Origin of the sequence: Saccharopolyspora terrae (genome assembly GCF_004348435.1) — a bacterium.
Lineage (GTDB): Bacteria > Actinomycetota > Actinomycetes > Mycobacteriales > Pseudonocardiaceae > Saccharopolyspora > Saccharopolyspora endophytica.
The window spans coordinates 67,942-87,199 of the sequence record NZ_SMKS01000009.1 but is presented as its reverse complement, the minus strand read 5'-3'; the positions used below and the strand labels follow the sequence as shown (position 1 = coordinate 87,199).

Here is a 19,258-nt window from a genome sequence, read left to right as displayed (position 1 = left end):
CGCGAGACGGTGCGGGGAGCGGAACCTGAGTGCCGACGCGCGCCGCTCAACGGTTCCCAGCGGCGTGTCAGCTCGGCTCCTCCGGAGGCAGGACGATGTCGAAGGTGGTTCGGGTCCACGGGCGTCCGTCGAGGTCCCGGCCGCCGGGCACCTCAGCGGTCGGCGGCTGAGGCTCGAAGCGCTTGATCAGCGAGTCCTTGACGCCGAAGACCGCGTCGTGGTCCAGCAGGTCGTCGCCTTCGACGAAGATGTGGGTCACCAGCGTGCGCAGGCCCGGCGAGCTGACCATGAAGTGGAGGTGCGCTGCCCGCAGCGGCGAGCGCCCGGTGGCCTCCAGCATCCTCCCCACCGGCCCGTCGTGCGGGATGGGGTACGGAGTCGGGGTGAGCGCCCAGAAGCCGTACCAGCCGTTCTCGTCGGTGAACAGGTGCGCGCGGGCGGCGGTGCGGTCGTCGGAGTACTGCACGTCGTAGAAGCCGTCGTCGTCGGCCTCCCACACCTCGATCCGGGCGCCCGGCAGCGGATTCCCGTCCGTGTCGGTGACGGTGCCCTCGACCCAGCACGGTTCGCCGGACGCGCCACCGGAGATGTCCCCGCCCAGGTCCGCGTGCGGTGCGCCCTCGACGAAGAACGGGCCGAAAACCGTTGCCTCGGTCGCGTTCCCGCGCGCCGCGTTGTTCACCGCGATGGTCTGCATGGACGCGCCGAGCACGTCGGAGAGCAGGACGAACTCCTGCCGGCGGTCGTCGGTGATGTGCCCCGTGTCGGTGAGGAACGCGATCGCGTCCTCCCACTCGCGCTGCGTCAACCGCACGTCGCGGATGAACGAGTGCAGGTGCGCGACCAGCGATCGCAGCACGGTGCGCAGCCGCTCGTCCTCGGTGCCGTCGAAGCTGGCCAGCACCTTGGCGACCAGTTCTTCCTCGGCTCGGCGCTGCTGGTCGTCGTCGGTGGTCTCCACGTCGGTCATGCGCCCTCCGGTGCGGTTCCGGCCCACGCGGCGGTGAGCAGGTTGCGGACGTCCCCGGCGGTGGCCGGCCGGGGGTTGGACGCGGGGATCGCCGCGACGGACAGCTCCGCCGCCTCGTCGAGGTCGGATTCCCGCAGACCGATGTCGCGCAACGCCTTCGGCGCACCGAGCCGGTCGCGCAGCGCTATCAGCGCTCGAACGGCGTCGGCACCGCCGAGGGCGTCGGCGATGCGGTCGGCGGCCTCGGGGGCGGCGACCGCGTTGAAGGCCAGCACGTGCGGCAGCACGATCGCGTGGGTCTGGGCGTGCGGCAGGTCGTAGGTGCCGCCGAGCACGTGGCAGATCTTGTGGTGCATCCCGGAACCGGCCGAGGCGAACGCGACCGCCGACAGGTAGGCGCCGTGGAGCGCCAGCTCGCGGCCCTCCACGTCGTGCGGATCGGAGACGACCTTCGGCAGCCCGGCGGCGAGCGTCCGCATGCCCTCGGTGGCCAGAGCGGCGTTGATCGGGTCCGCGCGCGGTGCCCACAGCGAGTCCACGCAGTGCGCCAGTCCGTTGAGGCCGGAGGCCACCGACAGCTCGACCGGCAGCGAGAGGGTGAGCTCGGCGTCGTAGACGACGGTTCCCGGCAGCACGCGGTCGTCGACACCGGTGGTCTTGCGGGCGGCCTCGGTCAGGCCCCAGACGTTGGTGGCCTCCGAACCGGCGTAGGTGGTGGGCACCGCGACGATCGGCAGCCCGCTGGTCAGGGCGACGGCCTTGGCCAGGCCGGTCGTGGAACCACCGCCCACGCACACCAGCAGGTCCACGCCGTGCTCCTGCGCCGCCGCGCGCGCCTTGTCGGCCTTGGCGACCGGCACGTGCGGTGCGACGTCGTCGTAGTGCAGGGCGACGTCGATCCCGGTGGTGATGCGCCGCGCGAGCTCGGCCTCGCGGCCCTCGGCGATCACCATCACCGCCGTCGATCCTCGCCGCCGGACCTCCTCGGCCAGGTTCGCCGCCGCCTTTCCCGCGCCGAACAGGACCCGCTGGCCCAGCGTCGTGTGGTCGAATTCCATGCTCACGCTTCACCTCCGCAGTTGAGGATCCCAGCCAGCACCTCGGTCAACACCGCCGCCGGATCGTCGACCAGCCGGTGGGAGCGCCAGCACACGTGCTTGTCGGGGCGCACCAGCACCGCCCCATCCTCTTGGACCTCGCGGCCGGCCGCCCAGTCGAAGTACAGATCGGTCACCTCGCGTCCGGGGCCGATCACGACCGCGTCCAGCGGCACGCCCAACCGCTCGGCGGTCTCCTGCGCCGCTGCCGCCCACGGGTCCCCGGAGATGCCGGTGAACAGGGTGAACCGGCCGTAGCTGGCCAGATCGTGGGTGGACAGCGTGGTGGCGGCATCACCGACCCACACGTGCGGCAACCGCGCACCCGGCACCGTGCTGGGCCGGTAGTACAGCTCCGGGTCGCGCTCGGATTCAGGGCGCGGCGAACCGTCGGAGACGACGGCGGTGGAGGCGTAGAACTGGCCCATCTCGACGCCGTGCGCGTTGAACTCGTAGTTCTTCAGCTCCATCGCGTGCCGCAGCGCTTCGCGCCGCTGGGCGCCTTCGGGCGTGTCCGCGGTTCGCTCGGCGATCTTGGCGCGCATCTGCTCCTCGGTATCGGAGTCGGTGATGCCCAGCGCCTCGAAGAGCCGCCCGAACTCGCGGCCGCTCCGGTTGGCGCGCCGCACGATCTGCTCGGCCACCGGTGCCCGCTCGACCGAGTAGGTGTCCAGCAGTCGCGGTCCCGCCCGGCCGCGCAGCACGGCCGCGATCTTCCAGGCGAGGTTGTAGGAGTCCTGGATCGAGGTGTTGGAACCCAGCCCGTTCGACGGCGGGTGCTTGTGGACCGCGTCGCCCGCGCAGAACACGCGACCGGACTGCAGGTGGGTGGCCCACTGCTCGTTGTTGCCCCACAACGAGTAGCCGGTGATCTCCACGTCCAGGTCCGCCACGCCGAGCAGGTTGCGGACGATCTGCCGGGCCGCCTCGTCGTCGAGCTCCGGCGGTTCCTGGTTGATGTCGTAGCCCCACACGATCAACCACTCGTCCCAGGGCCGCACCATGCGCACCAGGCCGGTGCCGATGCCGCCGATGTTCGAGCCGGGTTGGATGACCCAGTACAGGACCGACGGGCGGTGGGCGACGAGCTCGCTGATGTCGGCCTTGAAGGTGATGTTCATCGACCCGGCGATGTCCATCCGGCCCTCGTACGGCAGCCCGATGTCGGCGGCGACCTTCGAGCGCGCTCCGTCGGCCCCGATGAGGTACCGGGCGCGGATGTCGTACTCGTGGCCGGTGAGCCGGTCGCGCACCCGAGCGGTGACGCCGTCCGCGTCCTGGGTGTGCGAGAGGTACTCGGTGGAGAAGCGGGTGTGCGAGCCGCGCACGGTGGCGTTGCGGACCAGGATCGGTTCGAGGTAGGTCTGCGGGATGTCGCAGTTCAGCGACGGAGACGCCAGCTCGTAGTCCGCGTGCCGCGCCGGGTGGGTGCCCCAGGTGCGGATGCGCCCGATCTCGTCACCGGCGATCGAGGTGCAGAACACCGTGTCGCCCATCTGGTGGTGCGGGGTGGCCTCGGCCAGCACCTGCTCCTCGATGCCGAGGTCGCGGAAGATCTCCATGGTGCGCTGGTTGGTGATGTGCGCGCGGGGGGTGTTGGCGGTCCAGCGGTACTTGGTGACCACGATGTTGTCCACGCCGAGGGTGGACAGGAACAGCGCGGCCGAAGCCCCGGCCGGGCCGGAGCCGATGATCAGCACCTCGGTGTCCACCGTGCCCGTGGTGGGAACCTCGGTGTCGGCCACACCGTCGTTGAACTCCATCGTCTCGATCCTCCTGCGACGCGCTGGTTGTCCGGGAGGTTCGCACGAGTCCGCCGCACCACCTCCCGGACGGCGCGAATGGTCAACACCCCGTCGCGAATGGGCAACGCAGCCAGGAGCTGGTGAGGAATTGCGCAGCGGTTCCTCCGCATTCCCCTCGGAACCGCTGCCGCGCCGTCGGAGCAGGTTTCAGACGTTGGGATCTGCTGCCGTGCGGCGGGTTTCGGCCGGGGTGACGTCGAATCGCCGTTTGAAGGTCCGGGTGAAGTGGGAGGGGGAGACGAACCCGCAGTCCCGAGCGATCTCGGCGATCGAGCGGTGCGCGGACCGAGGGGAGCGGAGCAGGTCGCGGGCCAGTTCCAGACGCCGGTCGAGGACGTAGCGCGCGACGCTGAGGTCCGCGCGGTTGAACACCCGGCACAGCTGGCGCTCGCTGATGCCGATGCGGGCGGCGATGCGCGCCGCCGACAGGTTCGGATCCCGCAGGTGCACCTCGATGATCGCCCGAGCGATGTCCAGGTGGCGGCTGGTGCCACCAGTGCGCAGCGCGGCGAGCAGGCCGAGGGCCTGCTGCTCGGTGCGGCGGGCGTCGGTGGGTCCGTCGATGGATGCCCGCATCACGCGGGTCAGCGCGCGCAGCGCGTCGGTGGTGGCGCCGCCGGTGAGGTCGAAGAACTCCGGCTGCTCGGGCGTGGACCCGGTGAGCGCGCGCAGGGCGTCGTGCGGGATCTTCAGCACGAATTCCTCGAGGCCCTGGGAGAAACCGCGCGCGAACGGCCTGTCGGCGTCGCAGAGCACCGCGTGGCCGGGGCGCAGCACGCGGGTGCCGCCGGTGCTGTAGAAGAACGCCTCGCCGGCCATCGCGATGTAGAGGACGGCGGAGCCGGTGGGGCGATCGCTGATCTCGCGAGCGCCGCGTTCGACGAGGTGCGGGCTGCCGGTCACGCGCGCGAAGTGCAGGCTCGGCAGCTGCAGGTTCAGCTCGGTGGCAGCAAGGGGAGCGTCGTCGATGGTCTTGCACGACAGCCCGACCAGCGCGCGGGCGTTGTGCTGTTCCCACAACGCCACGCGTTTCGCGGGCGGCAGCCCTGTCGTGGAGAACGTGCGAGCCCTACCGGCCGCAGTGACCTGACCCATGGCCACGGCACTGTAGCAGCAGAACCGGACAAGTCGATCAGAGTTCGTGGGGCGTGGGCCGGTTCCCCGTGATCACCCCGACGATCACGTACCTGTCGGTTCCGCCGTGCGGTGGGCGGTGCTTGGCCAGCCAGACGGATTCGTCGACGCGCGGTGCGCCGTGCGGGTGCGGCGTCAGGTCCAGCACCAGCAGTTGCCCGAACGGCACGTTCGTGCCGCCGTAGGCCGCGGCTTGCGGCACGTGCTGGGCCTCGATGTGGCCGCGCGAGGAGTCGCGGAGCTCGCGCTTGATCTCGGTGACGTAGCGCAGCGATCCGAACGTGGTGGTCACGTCCGCCCGGCCCATCGCCAGGTCGGTGGCCTCCACCGCCACCAGTCCGCCGAGCTGCCCGGTCGCCAGCCATTGGTGGTAGTCGCGCTGCAGGTCCGACTCGCGCGGACGTCGCTCGCCCTTGCGCAGCGGGCGCCGGTAGTCGGTCGCCCCGCGCCCCCAGGTCGTCGACGTCAGGTCCGCGCGGCTGAACAGGAACCGCAGCGTCTGCTCCAGCAGCATCCCGAACGTGGCCCGGACCCGGCCGGTGAACTCCGGCGAGTCGGAGAGCTGGCCCAGCAGCGTCTCCAGCAGCGGGTCGAGGACGGGGTGCGCGGTGCGGGAGCGAGCGATCTCGCTGCTGTGCACCACTCCGTCCAGCATCCGCAGGTCGTCGTCGCACAGGCCCGCGGTCAGCCCGGCCGCGTGGCGCTCTCCGAGCACGCGCACCAGCGCGGGCGCCAGCCGGTGGGCGCGGGAGGTCGCGGCATGGTCCTCGTCCTCGTCCTCCTCCGGCGGGGTCCGGGTGGCCTGCGGCAGGTCCGGGCGGCGATCGGCCCCGGTGCTCTCGATGCGGTCCAGCAGCAGTTGCGCCGTGCGCGGTGGCAGCGGCGGGTTCTCGGTGGCCGAGGCCTCCACGACGGTCCGGCGCAGCGCCGCGAGTCGGCTCTGGCTGCGCACGATCGCGTTCTCGATGGTCGGCTCGATCACCACCGCCAAACCGGGTGCGGCGCGCGCCCCGGGAAGCGGTTGCAGCGACCGGACCTGGGTGTAGGCGTCGAGCACGGCGCCGAGGGCCTCCCAAACGTCCATCCAGATCGTCTCGGCCAACCGCGCCGCCGCCGCGCGCAACAGCAGCACGAGACGCCGCCACGCGGGCTCGGCGGCGTGCCGGGGCCGCAGCCACTGCGGCTGGTGGGTGCCGCGCAACCAGGCGGATCGCTGGTCCAGCGCGGTGGTGAGCCGGTCGGCGGCGTCGGCCAGCCGGTCCTGGTCCTGCGCCGCGAACGCCAGGATCGCGTCGCAGGCGGCCGCGTAGGCGCGGGCGTCGTGGCGCGCCTGCTCCGCGGCGTCGACCGTGGCGAACCGCGACCGGGCCGCTGTCAGCGATTCGAGCACCGCGGGCATCTCGGTGGCGGTCAACGCCGTCCGCAGGTCGTCGCAGGCCAGCTCGAATGCCGCGTCGACCGCGGCCGCCTCGTCGTGGCGCAGCCGGTCCAGCGCCTCGCGCAGCGGCGTGGTGATCGCGGGTTCGCCGACCCACCGGTCCATGGCCGCACCCAGCAGCCGGGGCAGCGTCTCGGTGAACTCCTCCGGCGTCGTCGGTGCGAACCCGGTGAGCCTGCCCAGCACCGTGAACGGCGAGACGGCGTCGGCGATCGCCAGCCGGACGGCCCCTTCCAGCCGGCACGCGGCGATCAGCGGATCGCGCTCGATGACGGGGGCGAGATCGTGCAGCAGCGCGTCGTGCAGCCGAACGCCGTGCTCCCGGACCACGTCCGGTCCGGCCAGCAGTTCGTCGATGGTCGACGCCAGCGCCAGCAGGCTGCGCTGCGCCGGAAGACCGTCGATGAACTCCGCGAGCGTGCCGCGCCAACCGGGAGCACCCCGGCCTGCAGCGGCGATCAAAGCCCTGGCCAGGACGGGAGCCTGCGGTCCGGCCGCCACCGCGCCCGGTGGTCGCCGCCGGGTCACCGGCGCCGGTCCGGCGCCGGGGTGCCGGTGGGGTTGTCGCCGCTGCGCGGGCGCGGTGGCTCGGTGAGTTCCGCGACCAGCTCGGCCAGGGCGACCTCGGCACCGCGCAACCTCGCCAGCGCCGTGGTCTCGGCCGCCTCACTGGCGGCCAGCCGCAGCCGTGCGGCGATCTCCGGTTCCGCGACTTCCGAGGCCGTGGCCGACAGGTCGCTGGTGCACACCGCGCACCGGTGGTTCTCGCGCTCCTCGCGACGTCGCTGCTCGGAGATCGGGGTGTCGCAGCGGGGGCACGAGTGCGGTTCCAAGCCGTGGAAGAGCACCCGCGCGACGTCCCTCTCCGTGCTGTCGTTGAGCGAGCGCTCGTCGGCCTGCCTGCGGTTGCGGGCCGACCGGTGCAGTTGGTCGAGCCGGTCCCACTTGCGTTCGGCCTCGGTGATCCGCCGCCGCAGGTCCGGAGTCGGCGAGTTGCCCCCGGAAGCGAGCAGGCGGGCCACGGCTTGAGCGGGCATCCCGGTGATCGTCGAGAGTCGTTCGTGCATCGGCGAAGGTCGGGTGCTCATCGTCAAAACCCCCTACGCGGCTTGCAGTTCCGCGCGAAGCCGGGCGAGCCGGTCGCGGACCCGCTCGGCGATGGTGGCGATGGGTGTGCCGCGCCGCGTGCTCGCGTACTCGGCCTGCAGGTACTGGCGGTTGCGGAGTTCGTTGCCACCGCGCCCGTCGGCGAGGTCGAGCACCAGCGTCACGCGGTCGACGTAGTAGCGGAAGGCCGGTGCTCGGGCGATGATCGTGCGGGCGACCCGCCTGCCCCGTTCCAGCAGGTAGTAGTCGTGCCGCCTGGTGTGCCCGACCCGCCCGCGCCGGCGGCGCACGATCAGGCCGGCGCTGCGCAGCACCGCCAGCGCGTCGTCGAGCGGTTCGTAGGCGCCGAAGTGGTGGCGCAGCATCGGATACCGCCGCACTTCGGGTTCTTCGGAATCGAGGATCCGGCCCGCCAGTTCCAGCAGGTGCCCGTCCGCGGTTCGCTCGTACTCGTTGAGCAGTTCGTCGGCGAGGAAATCAGGGCTGCGAAGCCAGAAATCGAGCTTCTGCAACCTCGTCTGCCCGGTCACCACACCGACCGCCTCGGCCAGCGCCGGGTCCGGGACCGGGAAGGACAGCGGTTCGGCGGCACCGTCGATCAGCAGCAGCAACCGCACCGCGTCCTGCTCCCGGCTCGTCACGGGCGAGTCAAACGTCTCGTCTGGCTGGTCACCCTCAACGTTGCGCACGTTCAACGAGCGTGCGGTCCGGTGGAATGGTTGAGCTGTACTGCGAGCCAATGGGAGGTGTCGTTTTCGGAACCAATCGGTGCTCCGAATTTGTGACGTGCGAAGACGCAACCCGAATGGATCAATCCCCAGGCTGCTCGCCATCCGATCGGCGCAACGTCGCAACGGTGTGAGCACGACCCGTGCGTGCACGCTATCGGGACCCGATGACCGGCGCAAGCAGTTCTTGACACCGCGAATGCGGTGGGTGTGAATGTTCCCGAGGGCCGGGCGAGGTCGCGACGGGAGCTGATCAGGTGAAGCAGTCCGGATCGACGCTGGCGAACCTGGACCTCAACCTGCTCGTGTTCCTGCGCGAACTGCTGCGCGCCCGCAACGTCACCCGGGCCGCCGAGAACATCGGCGTCACCCAGCCCACCGCCAGCGCTGCCCTGGCGAGGCTGCGCAGGCACTTCGACGACGAGCTGCTGGTGCGCAAGCGCGGTGGCTACGTCCTCTCGCCGCTGGCGTTGGAGCTCGACGCGCAGATCGAGCCGCTGTGCGAGGCCGCCGAGCGGCTGTTCACCACCGCGCCCTTCGACCCGGCCAGCACTCAGCGCGAGTACAGCCTGCTGATGCCCGACTACGTCCTGGAGGCCGTCGGCGAACCGATCTCGCGGGCGCTGCACCACCAGGCGCCGGGCGCGAAGCTGCACATCATGCTCGTCACCGGCCGCCTGCCGACCGACCTGGTGGAGACGCTGCGGCTGATGGACGGCCTGGCCTCCACGCCCAACGCGCGCCTGCGCGTGTCGGGGATGCGCTGCACCGAGCTGTTCCGGGACCGCTGGGTGTGCGTCGTGGACGCCGCGACCGTGCCCGCGGGATGGCGCGCGCTGCCGGCCGCGGAGCTGCGTCGACGGCCCTGGGTCGTCCCGCACCACCCGGGCCGCGAGTACCCCTCCACCGCGCCGCTGGCTCCGCTGATGGCCTCGCTGCAACTGGTCCCGGACGTGGCGGTGCGGGTGGACAGCTACCGCGCCACCCCCTACTTCGTGGGCGGCACCGACCGGGTCGCGGTGGTGCAGGAACGGCTCGCCCGCCGCCTCGGCGACCGGACCGACCTGCGCATCCTCGACTGCCCCGGCGATCCCGAGCCCATCGTGGAAACCCTGTGGTGGCACGAGAAGCACGAGACCGACCCCGGGCACCGGTGGATGCGCGAGACGGTGCGCGAAGCGGTCCGCGACACCCCGGTATAGAACGCCTCGATGCAGCGCATCCCGATTTTCAGTTTCCGTTGGCAGCGCTGAACTTCCTACCGTCGAAGCATGAGAATCGTGGTGGCCAGGCTCGACGAGTTCCCGCCGGGGTCGCGCAAGGTCGTCGAGGCAGGACGCCGCTCGATCGGCGTCTTCCGGGTCGGGGACCGGTTCTACGCGCTGAACAACCACTGCCCGCACATGGGCGGCCCGCTGTGCGTCGGCCACACCAAGCCCTGGGTGGTCTCCAGCGAACCCGGCGACTACGCGATGCAGGGGGAGGAGGCGCTCATCGCCTGCCCCTGGCACGGCTGGGAGTACGAGCTGGCGACCGGCCAGTCATTCCTCGGACCCGGCGAACCGCCCGTGCGCACCTACGAGGTGCGCCTGGAGACCGCCGACGCACCACCGGAACCCAAGAACGGCCGGATGCCCGGCCCCTACGTCGCCGAGACGTTCCCGGTCAGCGTCGAGGACGCCTACGTCGTGGTCGACACCAGCCCCCGGAGGTGAACGATGACCAGCACCGTCGCTTCGCAGAACGCGGCCCGCAACCGCGCGGCCCGCACGCTCGTCGACTCCGACATCCACCCGCAGGCGCTGCCGCGTGACGTCCTGCCCCGGCTCGACGCCCGCAACCGGCGGCGGTTCGAGATGTTCGGCAGCCGCGTGCCCGGACCACCGGAGATCTACCCCAGGGTGAGCAACGGCGGCTACCGCCTCGACTCCTGGCCGGACGGTGGGTTCCCCGGCAACGACCTCGCCCTGATGCAGCAGCAGCTGCTCGACGAGTTCGACATCGATCACGGCGTGCTCATCCCGCTGCAATCGCACAGCTGGGGCGTGGAGGCCCGCGAGTTCGCGGACGCGCTGTGCCGCGCCCTCAACGACTGGATCGTCGAGGAATGGCTCGACCCAGAACCGAGGCTGCGCAGCTCCATCGCCGTCCCGCTGGAGTCGCCGGACCTCGCCGCCGAGGAGATCCGCAGGCGCGCGGGCGATCCCAGGTTCGTGCAGGTGCTGCTGTCGACCGGCGGAGAAGCGCTGTTCGGCCGCCGCAGGTACTGGCCGATCTACGCGGCTGCCGTCGAGGCCGGCCTGCCGATCGCCGCGCACACCGGTGGCCTGGAGCAGCACCGAGGTCCCGGCTGGCCCTCGTTCTACCTGGAGGAGCACGTCTGGAACGGCAACACGATGTCCGCGCTGATCATGAGCATGATCTGCGAGGGCGTGTTCGAGGAGTTCCCGACGCTGAAGGTGATCTGCGTCGAGGGAGGGATCGCCTGGCTCGGACCGCTGATGTGGGCGATGGACGAAGCCTGGACGATGCTCCGCGAAGACGTCCCGCACCTGAGCGCACCACCCTCGGAGTACATCCGCGGGCACTTCTGGTTCACCACGCAGCCCATCGAGGAGCCGGCCGATCCCGCGCACCTGGAGACGGCGCTGCGGCACATCGACATGAACGACCGCATCATGTTCGCCTCCGACTACCCGCACTGGGACTTCGACTCGCCCCGCATGGCACCGCGACTGCTGCCCGCGGCGATCCGCGAGCAGGTGATGGGTGCCAACGCGTGCCGGCTGTTCGGCCTCCCGCGACGAGCACAGGAGGCTCGATGAGCGCCCCCGCCCGCACCGCGGTGATCGACACCGACGTGCACTGCGCCCCGGCCGGTTTCGCCGACCTGTCGCCCTACCTGGACGGCTACTGGCGCGGCTACCTGCGCGACGGCAGCCAGCGCATCAACCACGCCCAGGGCGGCGCCTACCCGCCGCTGGCTCCGACCACGGCGACCCCAGCCGCGCGGGAAGCCGGATCCGTTCCGCCGCACGAGGTCTCCGAACTGCGCGCTCAGCTGGACGCCGGAACGGCGATCCTCAACTGCACCACCTCGTTCGGCTGCAACCGCAACCCCTACTACGAGACCGCGCTGACCCGCGCCATCAACGACTGGCTCGTCGAGCGCTGGCTGGCCGCGGACTCAGGACTGCGCGCCAGCATGGTCGTGCCGACGCTGCACACCGAGGCCGCCGTCGCCGAGATCGAGCGCGTCGGCGACCACCCCGGCATCGTCCAGGTGCTGCTGCCGGTGCGCGGCGACCAGCCGTGGGGCAACGTCCGCCACCGGCCGCTGCTGCGCGCCGCGGCCGACAAGGGGCTCGTGGTGGGACTCCACGCGTGGGGCAGGGTCGGCAACGCCATGACCTCCAGCGGTTTCACCCACAACTACCTGGAGGACTACCTCGGCAACTCGCAGAGCATCGTCCAGGCCCAGCTGGTCAGCCTGCTCGCCGAAGGGGTGTTCGCGCAGCTGCCGGACCTGCGGGTCTCGTTGCTGGAGTGCGGGTTCTCGTGGCTGCCGACGTTGCTGTGGCGCTTCGACAAGGACTGGAAGGGAGTCTGGCGGGAGGTCCCGTGGATCAACCGCAGGTCGCGTGAGGTGATCGCCGACCACGTCCGGCTGACCACCGCACCCGCGCACCTGCCGCGCGATCCGGTCCAGGTCCGCGAAGCCCTCGACCTGCTGGGCCCGGCGGACCTGCTGATGCACGCCTCCGACCACCCGCACGACCACGGCAGCGGTGGGCAACGCCTCCTCGCCGCCCTGACCGGCACCGAGCGCGAAGCGGTGCTGCGCGGCAACGCGGCGCAGTGGTACGGAATCGCGTGATGCTCGACGACTTCCGCCCGCACGACCTGCCCACGCCGTCCGGTGCGACGATCCGCGCCCGGGTCGGCGGGTCGGGCCCGCCGGTGCTGCTGCTGCACGGATGGCCGCAGACCTCGGCGATGTGGCACCGCGTGGCACCCGGGCTGGCCCGGACCCGCACGGTCGTGCTGGCCGACCTGCCCGGCTACGGCGACAGCACCGCCGCACCGGACGCCGAGGTCGCCTCGTTCGGCAAGCGCGCCATGGCCGCTGACCTCGTCGCGGCGATGCGGGCGCTGGGCCACGAGTCCTTCGCGGTCGTCGGCCACGACCGGGGAGCCCGCTGCGCCTACCGCATGGCCCTCGACCACCCGGACGTGGTGACCGCTGTGGCGGTGCTCGACGTGCTGCCCACCGCCGAGGTCTTCGCCCGCGCCGACGCGGCTTTCGCGCTCGGTGCGTGGCACTGGTTCTTCCTCGCCCAGCCCGAGATCCCGGAACGCCTCATCGGCGCCGACCCGGACGCCTTCTTCACGAGGTTCCTCCGGCCCGCCGAGGCCTTCGCGGACGTGGCGCTGGAGAGCTACCGCGCGGCGTGGTGCCGACCGGAGGTCGTGCACGCCATGTGCCAGGACTACCGGGCGGGCGCGAGCATCGACGTCGCCGATGATGAGGACGACCGGGGTGCCACCATCGACTGCCCGACCCTCCTGCTGTGGGGGCGGAGCGGTCCGCTCGGTCGTGACCCGGACCCGCTGGCCGTCTGGCGGAACCGGGCACCGCAGATCTCGGGTCGAGAGCTGGACTGCGGCCACCACCTGGCCGAGGAGGCGCCGGAGGAGACGCTCGGCGAGCTCACCCGATTCCTCAGTTCACGCAGGGAATTCCCGCCGCGCTGATCGGCGCCTGCGCCGGTTCCTGCTGCCGCGCGGTCCCGTCCAGCGCCATCGCACCGCCCGGGGAGAAGCGCGGGGCTGCCGGTCCGTCGTAGTCCGAGCCGATGATCACCTGGACGCGGCCGGAGGACAACGACGAACTGGCCTCGGTCGGCATCCCGCCCAGCAGCGAGGCCACCTCCTGCGCGGCCGCTTCCGCGCCCGAGCCGTAGCGGATCACCGAGGAGTTGCGCTTGCTGCTGTTGCCGACCGTGCCGACGTGGAGACCCTCGGCGTTGAGCCGGTCCTGGACCTTCGAGGCCAGACCCGTGGTGCGGGTCCCGTTGAGCACGTCCACCCGCGCCGACGCGGGCTTCTGGGAAGCCGAGGTCGGCGGCGCTTCCGGAGTCGGGGAGGCCGGGGCGCCCGGTGGCGAGGTCGCCGCGCGGACGGCCGCCTTGACCGCGCTCGGGTTGATCTTGAGGGCTTCGCCGTCGGGCGTGCTGTAGGCGGCGTCCTCGATCGGGATCGTGTCGAAGCTGATGGCACCGCCGGCCAGGCCGCGCAGCCGCTCGGCGAACGACAGCACGTCGGAGTCCTCACCCAGGTCGAGCACGACCGAGTCCTGCACCGAGTTGATCAGGTCGCGCAGCTTGTTCGGGTTGGCCAGCACGCCGCCGGACAAGGCGGTCTGCGCGAGCCCGGCGAGGAAGGCCTGCTGCCGCACCACGCGGTCGAGGTCGCCGCGGGGGAGGCCGTGTCGCTGCCGCACGAACGCCAGGGCCGCCGGGCCCGCGATGGTCTGCTGGCCGGCTTGGAAGTCCGCACCGGAGAAGGAGTCGCTGGTGGCCGAGTTCAGGCACACCGGAACGCCGCCGACCGATTCGGTGATCTTGGCGAAGCCCAGCAGGTTGACTTCGGCGTAGTGGTCGATGGAGGAGCCGGTGAGGTTCTCCACGGTGCGCAGCAGCAGCTTGCGGCCGGCCTCGTTGCCTGCGCGGTCCAGCGCTGCCGGGTCGGTCACGCCGTTCTGCTGCTGGCTCGCGATCTCGGCTTCTTTGCCGCGCCCGTACGCCGAGTTGATCTTGTGGTTGCCCTGGCCGGGAATCGACACGTACGAGTCGCGGGGGAAGGAGAAGCCGACCGCGCTGGTCCCGTCGTTGGGGATGTGCAGCATGATCACCGTGTCGGTCAGCGACGCGTCGTTGGAACCCGCGTGCAGCTCGCGCAGCACTTCTTCGGGCAGCGGTTTGCCGTGCGCGTCGGTGCGGCTGTCCATGCCCACCAGCAGGATGTCGACGGCACCGTCCGCACCGCCGCCGTCGGCGACATCGCTGGTGGCCAGGCCGTTGAGCAGGTGCCGGTAGTTGCTCCAGCCGTAGCCGGTGACCAGCAGGATCACCAGCGACATGATGGTGGCGACGGCCCGAGGCCCGATCGGCTTGCGGCGCCGACGCGGCGGGAGCGGTCTGGCCGGCTGCCGCCCCCTGGGGCGCCGGGGCGGGACCGGATTCCTGTCGTGTGGCCTTGGCAAGGTTCCTCCGTCGGGTGCGCCCCTCTCGGCGCTCGAGCGACAACACCAGGATTACATCCTGAAACCGCCGACCGGGCCTGTTGTGATCACTCGATGGCGGCCGATTTCGCCACGGAAAGTGATGTTTCCTGGTCAGTCCTCGGTGTCTCCGACGCCCGGGACGTCGGGCAGATCGCTCTGCCTGACCCGGTAGACCTGCAGCGAGGTGTCGTAGTACTTCGTGGTCTCGCCCGCCCAGTCCATGCCGATGCGCTGAGCTGTGGCGATCGCGCGGGTGTTGTCCGGCCGGGCCAGCGCGAAGATCTCGTCGATGTCGAAGGTGAACGCCCAGTGCAGCAGGGCGATCGCGGCCTCGGTGGCGTAGCCGTGCCCCCACTCGTCGGGGCGCAGCTGCCAGGTCAGTTCGAGGTCGTGGTCGTAGGGCGGCAGCATGCGCAGCACGAGTCCGCCCACGACCTGGGAGTCCTCGCGGCGGTGCATCGCGAACCGGCCTGTCGGCGGCACGAGGTTGGGCTGCGACTCGATCCAGGAGTGCACCACGGCGCGCATCGCGGCCAGGTCGGCGACGTTGGAGATCACCGGGGTCAGCCACTCGGTGACCTCGGGGCGGCCGTAGAGGTCCAGCGCGGCCTGCACGTCGGCGTCGTCGGCGGTCCAGTCCCGGACCACGAGCCGTTCGGTGGTCAGCGGAAGTTGCATCGTCTGCCCTCGCCTTCCGCGCACCGGCGGAACCCGCCGGATCGGGTGATGTGGGGAGCCACCTCGGATTCTATCCGCCCAGCGCACACCCCATACGACTGTTACTGAAACCTATCCCTTCAGTGCCAATCGAAATCAATGCCCGAGAACGAAGGAGATGACCCGGCCCCGACACCCAGTGACCGGATTTCAGTGGAAATCAGAACCCGGAATTCCACTGAAATCCGGGACCCGATCTCCACTGAAGTCCGGTTGCCCGGTCGGCGAGGTGGGTCAGTGCGCGGGTGGGAGCTTCGGGAGGCGGCCGGTGGCGTCGAACTGCCAGGGGAGCGGCGCGCCGAGGGCGGCCATGTCCGGGTGCTCGGCGACTTCCCGGGCGTAGGCCTCGGAGACCTCGACGCGCGGCATCGACAGGGTGTTGCGGATGCGCACCACCTTCGCGGGTCGCTCCTGCGGGCCTCGCGTGAGGTGCAGGGCGGCCACGATCGCGTCCCGGTCGTTGGCCAGCGCCATCGGGATCCGCGCGCCGTCCGGAACGCCCGAGGTCAGCGAGTTGGTGTAGAACGAGCCGAACTCGATCTGGTCCACGCACCCCTGCGTGGTCAGGTCCGCCAGTCCCAGCCCGCACGCGTTGCCGTTGGTGTGCTCGGTCAGCCCGAGCACCACGATCCGCTTGATCGGCGTCGCGTGGAACTTGTCGGCGTTGACCGGTGCGCGGCCGGTGATGTTGGGATCCATGCCCGCACCGCTGATGTCCTTGCCGATCTCGTCGACCACGAGCACGTCGATGTCGGACATCAGCAGCTTCGGCATCAGCGACTTCGCCTCCGCCAGCAGCTCCGCTTCGCGCTCCAGCATCCGGTCGGTCGCGACCAGCTCCAGCCGGGCGATGTGCTCGTAGGCGTTCTCCACGACCGCCACGCCGAACTCGAACGGCACCACGCCCAGGGCCGCCGAGGCCGCCTCCGGGATCAAGGTGTCGAACTTCTCGAAGCCGTGCCGGTGCAGCGTCGCCGCGCCCCGGTGCTTGCCCAGTCCGATCGCGATCATCTTCGCCAGGCCGCTCTCGTGCGTGCCCCGGAAGTCCGTGTGCGGCTTGACCCTGCCCAGCACCACGACGCTGTCGGCCTGCGCGGCTTCGGCGTCGAAGTGCACCGGGGTGCCGTCGGCGAGCCTGGTGATCACGACCGTTTCCATCGACGAGATCACCGGTGCCCCGACGGTCTCCTCGGTGACCCCGTACTCGGCCAGCACCTGCCGCTGCCCCTCCGCGGTGCCGCCGCCGTGACTGCCCATCGCCGGCACCACGAACGGCTTGGCCCCGTGCTCGGCGAGCGCCCCGACCAGGGCGATGACGATGCGGTCCAGCTGCGCGATGCCCCGGCTGCCCACCGTCACCGCGATGCGCTTGCCGCTGACCGGGTGCGCGCGGTCGTGCTCGGCGACCTGCGCGCGGAGGGTGCCTTCGAGGTCGTCGACCGATTCGGCGGCGTAGCGCTGCTCGACGGGGAGCATCCTGGGCAGCTCGACATCGGCACCGGCCAACCGGACCTTCTCTACGTTGAACATCTCTGCGAGTCCTTCTCAGCGCTACGACCAGGGGTTCTCCTACCTTGGCAGCTCGAACGAGCGGGATCACCCCCGTGCTTCGGCGGTGTCCGCCGGCCGTGATCACCGCCTCGCGTCCTGGATGCCGCTCCTCGGCCTCTACCGTGGGGGGATGATGCGTCCGGGGCCTGTGCGGTGGGTGGCCTACCAGTACGGCGGCAGGTTGCCCGAGCAGTACCGCGACTGGGTCCTGCACGACGCGACCTGCCGGACCTGGGTGCTGCGGGTGCTGATCCGCGGGTTGTTGCAGATCGCGCCGATCGGGGTGGTGCTGTTCCTCGCGCTCGGCCTGCTGGGCGGGGCGTGGCCGATCGCCGCCGGAGCTCTGCTGCTGGGTGTGCTGGTGGTGGCGCGGATCGTGCTGACCAGCTCGGTGGACAGCGTGGACAGCAGGCTCACCGAGTACGGCTTGCCGCCCGGGTACGGGTCGGCGGTGCGCAGGCAGCGCGACGCCGAGGCCGCGGAGCGGTACCGGGCGGTGTGGCGGCAGGACCCGCCTGAGAGCTGAGCCACCCGACGGCCGTCTGATTCACCAGCGGCTTTAGTATCACCAGGTGTCCGTTGAGCTCACTCCCGCCGCGATCTTCCGGGCTGGCACCCGTCTGCGACAGGTGGTCCGGCGCACGCCGCTGGAAACCAGCAGCCGCCTCAGCGCGGAGCTCGGCGTACCGGTCCGCCTCAAGCGCGAGGATCTGCAGGTCTGCCGGTCCTACAAGGTGCGCGGTGCGTTCAACCTGATCTCGGGGCTCGACGCCGAGGAGCGCGAGCGCGGCGTGGTGTGCGCCAGCGCGGGCAACCACGCTCAGGGCCTGGCGTTCGCCTGCCGCGAGCTGCAGATCAAGGGCCGCGTGTACCTGCCCTCGAACACCCCTCGGCAGAAGCGCAAGCGGATCGCCACCATCGGCGGCGAGTGGATCGAGCCGGTGATCGTCGGCTCGTCCTTCGACGAGGCCAGCGCTGCGTCCAAGGCCGACGCCGAGCGAACCGGCGCGGTGTACGTGCACCCCTTCGACGATCCGCGCACCATCGCCGGTCAGGGCACGGTGGGCCTGGAGATCGCCGAGCAGCACGACGGTCCCATCGACACCGTGATCGTTCCCGTGGGCGGTGGTGGACTGCTGGCCGGGATCGTGCTGTGGCTCAAGGAGCACTTCCCGGAGATCCGCGTGGTCGGTGCCGAGCCCGCCGGTGCGGCGAGCATGCGGGCGGCCTTCGACGAGGGCGCGCCGGTCAAGCTCCCCGCGGTGGACACGTTCGTCGACGGCGCGGCCGTCGGCCGGGTCGGCGACCTCGGGTACGAGGTGGCGCGCGAGCTGGTCGACGAGCTGGTGGCGGTGCCCGAGGGCGCGGTGTGCACCGAGATGATCGAGCTGTACCAGACCGAGGGCATCATCGCCGAGCCCGCGGGTGCGCTGGCCAGCGCCGCTTCGCGGATGCTGGAGCGGGCGCCGCGCGGTCCGGTGGTGTGCGTGGTCTCCGGCGGCAACAACGATCTGAGCCGCTACGGAGAGATCGTCGAGCGCTCCCTGCTGCACGAGGGGCTGCGGCACTACTTCCTGGTCACCTTCTCGCAGGAGCCGGGCGCGTTGCGGCACTTCCTCGACGACGTGCTCGTCGAGGGCCAGGACATCGTCGCCTTCGAGTACGTCAAGAAGAACAACCGGGAGACCGGTCCGGCGCTGGTGGGCATCGAGCTCGACAACGCCGACGATCTCGACGACCTGCTGACGCGGATGAAGGAATCGCCGCTGCAGATCGAGCAGGTCTCGCCGGGCTCGCCGCTGTTCTCGTTCCTGGTCTAGGTCAGCCGGCGGACGCAGGTCCGGGCGAGGGCGTCGTCGGCGGTGGCTTCCCAGAGGGTCACCTGCGCGCGCGTGCCGTGGTAGTCGAGCTGGGCGATGGCGTTGCCGAAGTACGGTCCGTCGGTCCGGCGCCAGTGCAGCGGCAGCGGTGGCACCCCGGCGCGTTGCGACATCGTCCGCAGCAGGCGGGCCGCGGTGTGCGACCAGGCGGCGTGCAGCGGCCTGCGCAGCGGTTTCGGGGCCTGGTTGTGCAGCGGTGAGCAGGTCAGCTGGGTGATGCGGGAGTTCAGCGCGCGCGGGTAGTCGGCTTCGGCGAAGTAGCTGTGGTGGACGTCGCCGGAGAGCACGCTGATGGTCGCGGGGGCGTCGGTGTCCGCGGCGCGGTCGCCGAGTGAGTTCGGCGAGGCGGTCGAAGGACGCGCGGAACGAGGCCCAGTGCTCCAGATCGCCTGCCTGGCGGACCTTCTCGGCGAGCCAGGCGTGCCGGCCGGTGCAGGCGCGTTCGTTCCAGGACTGCAGGTGGTGGATGGCGGGCGGCAGCAACCACGGCAGGGATGAGGCCAGCACCAGGTGGCGGCGGTCGGCGGCGGCGATGTCGCGCAGCC

General features: G+C 71.1%; 18 protein-coding genes. 7 read left to right on the top strand and 11 right to left on the bottom strand.

Annotation, left to right across the window (positions count from 1 at the left end):
• Positions 1-67: 67 nt before the first annotated feature.
• The 7 genes from E1181_RS08660 to E1181_RS08630 form a co-directional block, all read right to left on the bottom strand.
• On the bottom strand, positions 68-970 hold the full coding sequence (locus E1181_RS08660) for a dioxygenase family protein (RefSeq protein ID WP_132673443.1): 903 nt from the start codon (positions 968-970) through the stop codon (positions 68-70).
• Positions 967-2,028, bottom strand: a complete 1,062-nt coding sequence (locus E1181_RS08655) for a maleylacetate reductase (RefSeq protein WP_207922064.1) — start codon at positions 2,026-2,028, stop codon at positions 967-969. Before E1181_RS08655 ends, E1181_RS08660 begins: the two co-directional genes overlap by 4 nt.
• 2 nt (positions 2,029-2,030) lie before the next feature.
• Positions 2,031-3,830: an FAD-dependent oxidoreductase gene (locus E1181_RS08650; RefSeq protein ID WP_132673441.1), complete on the bottom strand. Its 1,800-nt coding sequence runs from the start codon at positions 3,828-3,830 to the stop codon at positions 2,031-2,033.
• Between the two features lie 189 nt (positions 3,831-4,019).
• Positions 4,020-4,967: a helix-turn-helix domain-containing protein gene (locus E1181_RS08645; RefSeq protein ID WP_132673440.1), complete on the bottom strand. Its 948-nt coding sequence runs from the start codon at positions 4,965-4,967 to the stop codon at positions 4,020-4,022.
• A gap of 37 nt (positions 4,968-5,004) precedes the next feature.
• On the bottom strand, positions 5,005-6,972 hold the full coding sequence (locus tag E1181_RS08640) for a hypothetical protein (protein ID WP_132673439.1): 1,968 nt from the start codon (positions 6,970-6,972) through the stop codon (positions 5,005-5,007).
• Positions 6,969-7,532, bottom strand: coding sequence for a hypothetical protein (locus E1181_RS08635; protein WP_132673438.1), 564 nt, complete (start codon positions 7,530-7,532; stop codon positions 6,969-6,971). The genes E1181_RS08640 and E1181_RS08635 overlap by 4 nt, the downstream gene beginning before the upstream one ends.
• Positions 7,533-7,544: 12 nt before the next feature.
• Complete coding sequence (locus tag E1181_RS08630) at positions 7,545-8,240, bottom strand: hypothetical protein (protein WP_235876627.1); 696 nt, start codon at positions 8,238-8,240, stop codon at positions 7,545-7,547.
• A 296-nt stretch (positions 8,241-8,536) separates the two neighbouring features.
• On the opposite strand from E1181_RS08630, the gene E1181_RS08625 reads away from it, so the two are divergent.
• The 5 genes from E1181_RS08625 (at position 8,537) to E1181_RS08605 (ending at position 13,034) form a co-directional block, all read left to right on the top strand.
• The gene (locus E1181_RS08625) at positions 8,537-9,481 is read left to right on the top strand and encodes a LysR family transcriptional regulator (RefSeq protein WP_132673437.1); all 945 of its coding nucleotides are present in this window, start codon (positions 8,537-8,539) and stop codon (positions 9,479-9,481) included.
• 69 nt (positions 9,482-9,550) lie between these two features.
• On the top strand, positions 9,551-9,994 hold the full coding sequence (locus tag E1181_RS08620) for a Rieske (2Fe-2S) protein (protein ID WP_132673436.1): 444 nt from the start codon (positions 9,551-9,553) through the stop codon (positions 9,992-9,994).
• Positions 9,995-9,997: 3 nt separating this feature from the next.
• Positions 9,998-11,104 (top strand): amidohydrolase family protein, encoded by a 1,107-nt coding sequence (locus E1181_RS08615; protein ID WP_132673435.1) that lies wholly within the window; start codon positions 9,998-10,000, stop codon positions 11,102-11,104.
• Positions 11,101-12,156, top strand: a complete 1,056-nt coding sequence (locus tag E1181_RS08610) for an amidohydrolase family protein (RefSeq protein WP_132673434.1) — start codon at positions 11,101-11,103, stop codon at positions 12,154-12,156. Before E1181_RS08615 ends, E1181_RS08610 begins: the two co-directional genes overlap by 4 nt.
• Positions 12,156-13,034, top strand: coding sequence for an alpha/beta fold hydrolase (locus E1181_RS08605; RefSeq protein WP_132673433.1), 879 nt, complete (start codon positions 12,156-12,158; stop codon positions 13,032-13,034). Before E1181_RS08610 ends, E1181_RS08605 begins: the two co-directional genes overlap by 1 nt.
• Here the strand turns inward: E1181_RS08605 and E1181_RS08600 are convergent.
• The 3 genes from E1181_RS08600 to E1181_RS08590 form a co-directional block, all read right to left on the bottom strand.
• Positions 13,003-14,421 carry an LCP family protein gene (locus E1181_RS08600; protein WP_132673432.1) on the bottom strand — a complete coding sequence of 473 codons (1,419 nt, stop codon included), beginning with the start codon at positions 14,419-14,421 and terminating at the stop codon, positions 13,003-13,005. The genes E1181_RS08605 and E1181_RS08600 overlap by 32 nt on opposite strands.
• A gap of 255 nt (positions 14,422-14,676) precedes the next feature.
• Entirely contained in the window at positions 14,677-15,243 is a 567-nt protein-coding gene (locus E1181_RS08595) for a GNAT family N-acetyltransferase (protein WP_132673431.1), read from the bottom strand.
• Positions 15,244-15,516: 273 nt separating this feature from the next.
• The gene (locus E1181_RS08590; RefSeq protein ID WP_132673430.1) at positions 15,517-16,812 is read right to left on the bottom strand and encodes a nickel pincer cofactor-dependent isomerase, group 22; all 1,296 of its coding nucleotides are present in this window, start codon (positions 16,810-16,812) and stop codon (positions 15,517-15,519) included.
• Between the two features lie 151 nt (positions 16,813-16,963).
• Here E1181_RS08590 and E1181_RS08585 point away from each other — a divergent pair, with 151 nt between their 5' ends.
• Entirely contained in the window at positions 16,964-17,359 is a 396-nt protein-coding gene (locus E1181_RS08585) for a DUF5313 family protein (protein WP_132673429.1), read from the top strand.
• A gap of 46 nt (positions 17,360-17,405) precedes the next feature.
• Positions 17,406-18,653, top strand: coding sequence for a threonine ammonia-lyase IlvA (gene ilvA / locus E1181_RS08580; RefSeq protein WP_132673428.1), 1,248 nt, complete (start codon positions 17,406-17,408; stop codon positions 18,651-18,653).
• Here the strand turns inward: ilvA and E1181_RS32035 are convergent.
• On the bottom strand, positions 18,650-19,000 hold the full coding sequence (locus E1181_RS32035; RefSeq protein WP_235876626.1) for a hypothetical protein: 351 nt from the start codon (positions 18,998-19,000) through the stop codon (positions 18,650-18,652). The genes ilvA and E1181_RS32035 overlap by 4 nt on opposite strands.
• Positions 19,001-19,258: the final 258 nt, after the last annotated feature.